Raw genomic sequence first — 8,113 nt, 5'->3', positions numbered from 1 at the left:
GCGGTGGCTTCTCCGCCAACTCCCGCCTGCGGGCGCTGGCGGCGCAGCGGTGCGAGGCGGCGGGCATCACCCTGCGGCTGCCGCCGCTGAAATACTGCACCGACAATGGCGCTCAGATCGCCGCTCTTGGTGCGGCGGCCGTGCGCGCGGGCGTGGCGCCCAGCCCCATGGGCTTCGCCCCGGACTCCGGCATGCCGCTGGAGACGCCTGTCGCCCACTGACTCCCGTCCACGTCACTTCGACCGGTTTCGGCACGTCATTAGTGCCGGTTTCGGTGAGGGGGGTGCGGGGGTGACGGGATCGGGATGGATGCCGTCGGCGACCAGAGCGGTGATCTCGGCGGGCGTCAGCGGTCGGCCGGCGCGCACCTCCTCCAGCAGCAGCCGCATGGCGGCCTCATTGCTGCCGGCGGCGGTGGCAGCGGCCAGCTGCCGCTGGTAGGAGGCGCCGGCCTCAAGCGTCAAGCGCACGCTGTCCAGCTCCTTCTCGCAGCCGAGATCGGCCGCCACCGGGGCCAGCTCGGTGAGCATGCGGGTGACCGTGTCGGTGACCAGCTCCTCCGTTCCGGCCGAGTCGATGATGAGGATGGCGTCCATGCCATAGCGGGCCGAACGCCACTTGTTCTCGTTGACGTACCAGGGCGGCAGCGCGTCGAGCTGCTCGCCGCGGTCGAGCCGACGCGAGAAATCCTCCACCAAGCACTGGGTGAGCGCGGCAATCCCCGCCAGCTCGGCGAGGTTGGTGGCGGCATCGCAGAAACGCATCTCGATGGTTCCCAGACGCGGTGAGGGACGCACATCCCAGCGGACCTCCGTGAAGTCCTCAATGACGCCGGTGTGGACCATGTCGCCGACGAAGCCCTCCAACTCCGCCCATGAATCCAGCTGGTGCGGGGCCCCGGCCGTCGGCAGCTGCTGGAACATCATGGCGCGGTTGTCGGCGTAACCGGTGGACGCGCCCGCCCAGAACGGGGAGGAGGCGCTCAAGCACTGCAAGTGGGCTGCGCGGGTGAGCAGGGCGGACAGGATCGGCAGGACCTTGTCCCGGTCCTCAATCCCCACGTGCACATGCGTGCCGAAGATGAGCATCTGGTGGCCCCACAGCCGGGTCCGGTCCACCAGACGGGCGTAGCGCTCCGCGTCGGTCACCTTCTGCACCAGCGGGTCGGCGAAGGGGTGCGTGCCCGCACTGGCCAGCTCCACGCGCAGGGGACGCACTACCGGCAGCAACCTGCCGTAGGCCAGTGCAATGTCCTCCATGCATTCGGCAACCGTGTGCCTCGCCCCGGAGACTAGCTCGATGGTGTTGAGCATCATCTCACCGTGAATATTCGGGTCGTCTCCCACCAGGCGCAGGATGTCGGCGGCGCACTGGCGCAGATCGAGGCTGTCCCGGTCTACGAGTTGCAGTTCCCACTCAACCCCGAGCGTGGACCGCTCCGAATGGGCGAAGGGCAGCTCCTCGCGGTGCAGCAGGCGCGCGTGATGGGGCCGGGTGAAGGCGGGCGTGGTTGGTGTCATGACGCAGCTCCTTACGGAGTCGGATGAACGGTGTGCGATTCCGGGAGCGGAGAGGGGAAGGTCGGCGTCGGCCCAGTCGCGGCTGCGGCGGCTTCGACGACGAGGACGGCGCCCTTCGGGGAGCGGCCGGACTCGCCGGCGCCACGCGGGCCGATACGGGTGAGAAACCAGGTCTCGGCGGCGTCACCGCGCGGACGAAGGGATGCTCGCAGCGCGTCGGGGGAGAGGTCAACCCCGCGGGCGTGGATGTCCAGACGCCCGATGCCGCGCTGCCGCACGCGGGAGCGCAGCGCTTTGAGATGCAGGGGCACCACCTCCACCAGTCGCCAGGAGCGGACGAAGGGAGCCAACTGCGTCGGGGGCGGCGTGGGGCCGGTGAGGTAGGCGATGCGGTGTCCCACCGGGCGGGCGCCGAGCCGCTGCGCCAGGTGGGAGATGAGACCGGCGCGAATGGCGGCTCCGTCAGGCTCGTGAATGTAGGCCTCGAGCGCGCCCTGGCCGGCGACGGGGTCGAGCTGTACGGGCGGGGCGGCGGGGCTGGTGCAGTCGGGGTCGGTCAGCGTGTGGGCGACCGGCTCGCCGTCGTCGCCCGAACGCAGGACGAGCGCGGAGCGGCCGGGGCCCTCCGGGGCGAGTGGGCCGCACCAGATACCGGCCTCGACGACGCCGCCATCCACACTCACCCACTGCACGTGGGAGTCGGCGGGCAGCAGGGCGTGGTCGATGCCGGGGGAGACCTTAATGCCAAGCGCCTCCACCTGCTCGCGCAGGGCCAGAACACGGCTGAGCGGCGGGGACCAGCGCTCCGGGTCGGGGATACGCCGGCCGCCGCTACGGCGGGCCGGGTCCGCGAAAACGGCGTCCACCCCCTGCGCGCCGAGGTCCAGCTCGAGCGCATCGGCGCAGCGCACCTGCACGTTGGGGAAGGGAGAGAGATTGACGGTGGCCAGCGCCGCCGTCGGCTCGTCGCGCTCAACGGCCAACACCTGCGGGCACAGCGAGGCCAGCGCCATCGCGTCGCCGCCGATGCCGCAGCCCAGATCCGCGACGTGCTGGACGCCGGCCCGGGCGTAGCGGGCAGCGTGGTGGGCGGCCACCGCCAGACGCGTGGCCTGCTCCAGCCCGTCGGGGGTCAGCAGCATCCGATTGGCGAAGTCGCCGAACTTAGCGACGGCGCGCTGACGCAGCCGCTGCTGGGTGAGCGCGGCGGCAACGAGTGCGGGCGAGTGCCCCTCGCGGCGCAGGGAATCGCCCAGCCGCAGGGCCTCGTTCGGGTCATATGGCGGCAGAGCGTCAAGCAGCCGCCAACCCTCGGGGGTCAGCAGCGGGGCGAGGTCGGAACCTTCCATCGCCCCGATCATGACATGCCCGCCCGCCTGCGCGCCGCATCCGGAGAGTCGTCTCACGTTCGCTCTCCGGTCGTGTCACTGATCTCGCACGCGCCCCGCGCGCCCGGCCGCCCAAGAGGGACTACGCTGACACGTCCGGATGGGCGGTTATCCGATCCGGAGCGACGCCGTACCCGGGCTGCCGAGCCCGGGAGAAGGAGGACGTGTGGCACGACGTGACAGGCGCCGCCGCTGGCGGCGGGCACTGGGCGGGCTGGTTGCGCTCGCGGTGGCTGCCGTGGCGCTGCCGAACGCCTGGGCCTGGGCGGCCTCGAGCGAGCATGTCACCGACCACGGGGCCGACAATGACACCGCGACGGCGCCGGTGGCCATTGTGCTCGGCGCCTCCGTCTACCCCTCTGGGGATCCCTCGCCCTGGCTGCGCTACCGGCTGGACGTGGCCGCCGACCTGTACGAGTCGGGGCGCGTTGACGCCATCCTCGTGTCCGGAGACAACGGGCAGGCCAGCTACAACGAGCCGATCGCCATGTATGAGTACCTGGTATCGGCCGGTATTCCGGCGGAGGCGATCGCGGTCGACTATGCGGGCTTTGACACCTACGCCACCTGTGTGCGGGCCCGGGACGTGTTCGGCGTGTCCGAGGCGATCCTCGTCAGCCAGGACTTCCACGAGGCCAGGGCCGTGGCCGTGTGCCGGGCCGTGGGCGTCGAGGCGAGCGGGGTAGGGGATACGCACGCCCGCGCCAGCCGCACCACCTGGACGTACAGCTGGATGCGCGAGCGCGGCGCTGTGGTCAAGGCCGCCTGGGACCTGCTGACCGACCGGACGCCCCTCCTGGGGGACCGCGAGACCAGTGTTGATGATGCGATCGCCTGGACCCGCGCCCACCGGGAGGCGTGAGGAGCGTCTGCTGTCGCGGCGTGCACGCCGACGGCGAACCGACACTCCCGATCTGGCACTCGCGTTGACTGAGTGCTAACGGCGCGCGTAGATTCTCCTGGTGGCGCGTGAGGTGCTCGAGACCGCTCAGCATCCTCGCGCGACCCGCAGCTCATACGTGCCGGACCGACCCCCGCGACGGCGGCTCAGCACCTCGAGATGCGGCAACCAGTCATCTCACACATTCACCAAGCGAGAAGGGGAGGGCGACATGTCGATCTCCATCAAGCCGCTCGAGGACCGGATCGTCGTACAGACGGTCGAGGCCGAGCAGACCACCGCGTCCGGGCTGGTCATTCCGGACACCGCCAAGGAGAAGCCGCAGGAGGGCAAGGTCGTGGCCGTGGGCCCCGGTCGTGTTGACGACTCCGGCAAGCGGATTCCCGTGGACGTCGCCGAGGGCGACGTCGTCATCTACTCCAAGTACGGCGGCACCGAGGTCAAGTACGAGGGCGAGGACTACCTCATCCTCTCCGCTCGTGACGTTCTGGCGGTTGTGACCCGGTAACGTCTTTTTGACGTGTGGTCCGTGGGGCGGGAAGCATCTGCTTCCCGCCCCACGGCCGTGTTGTGACGTCTCACCATACGTGGAATGGGCCGCACCGACGTGCGGGTAGGGGCGGGCGGGCTCTACGATGAGCGCGTGAGCGAGCCGATCACCAATCCCGACATTTTCGCCCCCACCGGACTGACCTACGACGACGTCCTCCTGCTGCCCAGGTTGACCGACGTCATCCCCTCGGAGGTTGATACCACCTCCCGCCTGACCCGGAATATCTCCCTGGCTACCCCCCTGCTCAGCGCCGCCATGGACACCGTCACCGAATCCGACATGGCCATCGCCATGGCTCGCCAGGGCGGCATCGGCATCCTGCACCGCAACCTGTCCATCGAGGAGCAGGCTCAGCACGTGCGCCGCGTCAAGCGCTCGGAATCCGGCATGGTCTCCGACCCGGTGACGGTGGGACCGGACGCCACCATCTCCCAGCTGGACGAGCTGTGCGGCCACTACAAGGTCTCCGGCCTGCCGGTCGTCGACGAGGCCGGCAACCTGCTCGGCATTATCACCAACCGCGACCTGCGCTTCGTGCCGCCCGAGCGCTGGGATGCCCTCACCGTGCGCGAGTGCATGACCCCGCGCGAGCGACTCATCACCGGCCCCACCGGCATCTCCCGGGAGGATGCCAAGGCGCTGCTGGCCGAGCATCGCATTGAGAAGCTGCCGATCATCGACGCCGACGGCCGCCTGTCCGGCCTCATCACCGTCAAGGACTTCGTCAAGACCGAGCAGTACCCCAACGCCACCAAGGATGATGCCGGCCGCCTCGTGGTGGGCGCCGCCGTCGGCTACTGGGGCGACACCTGGGAGCGCGCCGGCGCGCTGGTCGACGCCGGCGTGGACGTCATCGTGGTGGACACCGCCAACGGCGGGGCGAAGCTCGCCCTGGAAATGATCTCCCGCATCAAGGCCGACCCGGCCTTCTCCGACGTCGAGGTCATTGGCGGCAACGTGGCCACCCGCGAGGGCGCCCAGGCGCTCATCGACGCCGGCGTGGACGCCGTCAAGGTAGGGGTGGGGCCCGGCTCCATCTGCACGACCCGCGTGGTCGCCGGCGTCGGCGTTCCTCAGGTCACCGCCGTCTACGAGGCCGCCCGCGCCTGCACTCCGGCGGATGTGCCGCTGATCGCCGATGGCGGGTTGCAGTACTCCGGTGACATCGCCAAGGCGCTGGTTGCCGGCGCCGACACGGTTATGCTCGGCTCCCTGCTGGCCGGCTGCACCGAGTCGCCCGGTGATCTGGTGTTCGTCAACGGCAAGCAGTGGAAGCGCTACCGCGGCATGGGGTCGCTGGGGGCGATGAGCTCGCGCGGGCGCAAGTCCTACTCCAAGGACCGCTATTTCCAGGCCGACGTCTCCGGGGACGACAAGATCATCCCCGAGGGCATCGAGGGACAGGTGCCCTTCTCCGGCTCCCTGGCGGATGTTGTCTACCAGCTGGTTGGTGGGCTGCACCAGTCGATGTTCTACGTGGGCGCGCGCACCATCCCCGAGCTCAAGGCCAACGGTCAGTTCGTGCGCATCACCGCGGCCGGTCTCAAGGAATCCCACCCCCACGACGTCAAGATGACGGTGGAGGCCCCCAACTACACCGGCCGCGAGTCCTGAGGGGCACTCGACCGCTCGTCGCGCCGGTCTCCCGCCCCGTCGTCCTTCCGGACGAGGCGGGAGACCGGAGGGATCAGTCGGCGGCGCTGCTGCGCCGGTGGGCTCGCACATGGGCGATCGCAGAGACGCAGGCGATCACCAGGATGAGGGATTGCGCGATGACGACCCCCGTGGAGCCACCGTGCATCAACTGGTCGATCAGGGTTGCGATGGCGATAAGCGCGATGATGCCGAGCAGGCACAGGATCGTGCGGTCATGGGATTGGCTCATGAATTGACTCATGCGACCTCATTCCTTGAGGTGGACCCCGGAAACAGGGACGGATGCTCCGGGACTGTTCACCCCGCCGGTCACTCTATGATAACGCTTCGGGCAGGGGCCAGGCCAGCTCCACGTCCGGCGTGCGGCCGCGGCGGCGCAGGAAGTCGTTGAAGGACACGGCCCAGTCCCGGTGCGCCGCCGCCTGCCAGGTCATGAGCCGCTCGCGCGGAATCCGGGTGATCTCCGGGTGGGCGTAGGCCATGGCCTCCAACACGTCGAGGGTGGCCACCACGTCCACCTCGGCCGTGTGCAGGCCCGCCGCCTGCGGATCAACTCCGTAGAAGGCGCACAGGTCCGTCAGTCGGCGCTTGCCACCCCGATAGCGGTCCACCTTCCGATCAATGACCAGCGGGTCCACCACGGGCCCCAGCTCCCGCCCCAGCCGCTCGCGCACGGTGGGCAGCCCGTGGCGGGTCAGCTCTGACTCGAGCAGCGTGAGGTCATAGGCGCTGTTGTAGGCGACCACCGGCGTGCCGGCGGCCATCGCCCGGCTCAGTGCAGCGGCCACTTCCTCCAACACCTCCCCGACCGGGCGGCCCTCGGCGCGGGCGCGCTCGGTGCTGATGCCGTGGACGGCACTGGCCGAGGCGGGGATCTCCACTCCGGGGTCGGCCAGCCAGGTGGTGACCGTCTGCTCGCGGCTGCCGTCCGGGCGTAGCGGTCCCCGAGCCACCAGCGCGGCCGTGACCAGCCGATCCCGCGTGGGGGAGATGCCGGTGGTTTCGGTGTCGAATCCCAGCAGTGGTCCGGCCAGCCACGAGTCGGGGCGCGGGGCTTGAGGTTGCTTGCTCATACCCCGAGTGTGCCATCAGCCTCCGACACAAACCGTGCGGGGCATAGGGGTTATCCGTGCTCCGCAAGTGCGTCCCTACGTTTTCCGACCCCGGGGTACGTTTCACGACCACCCCGGGGTCGTGAAACGTACCCCAAGGTCGTAAATCGCCCTGTGGTCGCGCAGTATGCGCCGCTGCCGTCCGCCGAAGCCCACCTGGTTCGGCGTCGGCCGACGCTGGCCGCGCCCAGCGCCCGGTGTCCGACGCCCGGTGCGCCGCATTGGCCCCCCGTCAGTGCCTGGTTAAGCCCGGGCCCACCGCCTGGATGTCTATGCCCACTGCCGGGATGCTCGGGCCGCCGCCTGGAGGTCCGTGCCCACTGCCTGGACCGCCCCAGTCGGCAAAGTCGGCGGCTCTTAGCGTTCCCCCGCTACGATGCCGCCATGAGCGGTGAGATTGAGATCGGACGGGACAAGCGCGCCCGCCAGGCCTACTCCTTCGACGACATCGCGCTGGTCCCGGCGCGCCGCACCCGCGATGTGCGCGACGTGCGCGTGGACTGGCAACTGGACGCCTACCACGTGGATCTGCCGGTCATGGCCTCGCCCATGGATTCGGTGATGAGCCCCGAGACCGCGATCATGGTCGGCCAACTCGGCGGCATCGGCGTGCTCGACCTGGAGGGCCTGTGGACCCGCTACGACGACCCGACCGCCGCGTTGGAGCGCATCCGCGCCGCCGCGCCCGAGGAGGCCACCGGTGTCCTCCAAGATGTCTACCGGTCCCCGGTGCGCCCCGAACTCATCACCGCCCGCCTGGAGCAGATCCGCCAGGCCGGCGTTGTCGTCGCCGGGAGGCTCAGCCCCTCCCAGACGCAGCGGCACTGGCGCACCGTCGTCGAGGCCGGCGTCGACCTACTCGTCATCCGCGGGTCGGTTGTCTCCGCCGAGCACGTATCCGGAGCGGTTGAACCGCTCAACCTCAAGCGCTTCATTTACGAGCTGGACGTCCCCGTGGTCGTCGGCGGGGTCACCACCTACAC

The 8,113-nt window shown here is 69.9% G+C and carries 8 protein-coding genes and 1 pseudogene; 5 read left to right on the top strand and 4 right to left on the bottom strand.

Annotated elements, in window-relative coordinates:
- Positions 1 to 221, top strand: a pseudogene (locus RWX45_RS07255) (tRNA (adenosine(37)-N6)-threonylcarbamoyltransferase complex transferase subunit TsaD); the annotation flags it as partial.
- Positions 222 to 233: 12 nt separating this feature from the next.
- Here RWX45_RS07255 and RWX45_RS07250 read toward each other — a convergent pair.
- Positions 234 to 1,520 carry a glutamate--cysteine ligase gene (locus tag RWX45_RS07250; protein ID WP_316023063.1) on the bottom strand — a complete coding sequence of 429 codons (1,287 nt, stop codon included), beginning with the start codon at positions 1,518 to 1,520 and terminating at the stop codon, positions 234 to 236.
- An 11-nt stretch (positions 1,521 to 1,531) separates the two neighbouring features.
- On the bottom strand, positions 1,532 to 2,869 hold the full coding sequence (locus tag RWX45_RS07245; protein ID WP_316023064.1) for a class I SAM-dependent methyltransferase: 1,338 nt from the start codon (positions 2,867 to 2,869) through the stop codon (positions 1,532 to 1,534).
- 205 nt (positions 2,870 to 3,074) lie between these two features.
- Here RWX45_RS07245 and RWX45_RS07240 point away from each other — a divergent pair, with 205 nt between their 5' ends.
- The 3 genes from RWX45_RS07240 to guaB all read left to right on the top strand — a co-directional run bounded on the left by RWX45_RS07240 (position 3,075) and on the right by guaB (position 5,976).
- Entirely contained in the window at positions 3,075 to 3,770 is a 696-nt protein-coding gene (locus RWX45_RS07240; protein WP_316023062.1) for a vancomycin high temperature exclusion protein, read from the top strand.
- Positions 3,771 to 4,020: 250 nt separating this feature from the next.
- Positions 4,021 to 4,317: a co-chaperone GroES gene (gene groES / locus RWX45_RS07235; RefSeq protein WP_316023061.1), complete on the top strand. Its 297-nt coding sequence runs from the start codon at positions 4,021 to 4,023 to the stop codon at positions 4,315 to 4,317.
- An 84-nt stretch (positions 4,318 to 4,401) separates the two neighbouring features.
- The gene (guaB, locus tag RWX45_RS07230) at positions 4,402 to 5,976 is read left to right on the top strand and encodes an IMP dehydrogenase (protein WP_316023060.1); all 1,575 of its coding nucleotides are present in this window, start codon (positions 4,402 to 4,404) and stop codon (positions 5,974 to 5,976) included.
- A 73-nt stretch (positions 5,977 to 6,049) separates the two neighbouring features.
- On the opposite strand, the gene RWX45_RS07225 is transcribed toward guaB, so the two are convergent.
- The gene (locus RWX45_RS07225; protein ID WP_316023059.1) at positions 6,050 to 6,247 is read right to left on the bottom strand and encodes a hypothetical protein; all 198 of its coding nucleotides are present in this window, start codon (positions 6,245 to 6,247) and stop codon (positions 6,050 to 6,052) included.
- A gap of 85 nt (positions 6,248 to 6,332) precedes the next feature.
- Positions 6,333 to 7,091, bottom strand: a complete 759-nt coding sequence (locus RWX45_RS07220) for an exonuclease domain-containing protein (RefSeq protein ID WP_316023058.1) — start codon at positions 7,089 to 7,091, stop codon at positions 6,333 to 6,335.
- A gap of 423 nt (positions 7,092 to 7,514) precedes the next feature.
- Here RWX45_RS07220 and RWX45_RS07215 point away from each other — a divergent pair.
- Positions 7,515 to 8,113 (top strand): IMP dehydrogenase (locus tag RWX45_RS07215; RefSeq protein ID WP_316023057.1); only part of this gene is annotated, 599 nt, incomplete at its 3' end.

The organism is Actinomyces sp. MRS3W, assembly GCF_032465695.1.
Taxonomy (GTDB): domain Bacteria; phylum Actinomycetota; class Actinomycetes; order Actinomycetales; family Actinomycetaceae; genus Actinomyces.
The sequence above is the reverse complement of the archived record's forward strand: the minus strand, read 5'-3'. Positions and strand labels throughout refer to the sequence as shown.

Coding starts and splice junctions, on each gene's coding strand:
- RWX45_RS07250 (WP_316023063.1), bottom strand. CDS start 1,520: ATGACACCAACCACGCCCGCCTTCACCCGGCCCCATCACGCGCGCCTG.
- RWX45_RS07245 (WP_316023064.1), bottom strand. CDS start 2,869: ATGGAAGGTTCCGACCTCGCCCCGCTGCTGACCCCCGAGGGTTGGCGG.
- groES (WP_316023061.1), top strand. CDS start 4,021: ATGTCGATCTCCATCAAGCCGCTCGAGGACCGGATCGTCGTACAGACG.
- guaB (WP_316023060.1), top strand. CDS start 4,402: ATGGGCCGCACCGACGTGCGGGTAGGGGCGGGCGGGCTCTACGATGAG.
- RWX45_RS07225 (WP_316023059.1), bottom strand. CDS start 6,247: ATGAGCCAATCCCATGACCGCACGATCCTGTGCCTGCTCGGCATCATC.
- RWX45_RS07220 (WP_316023058.1), bottom strand. CDS start 7,091: ATGAGCAAGCAACCTCAAGCCCCGCGCCCCGACTCGTGGCTGGCCGGA.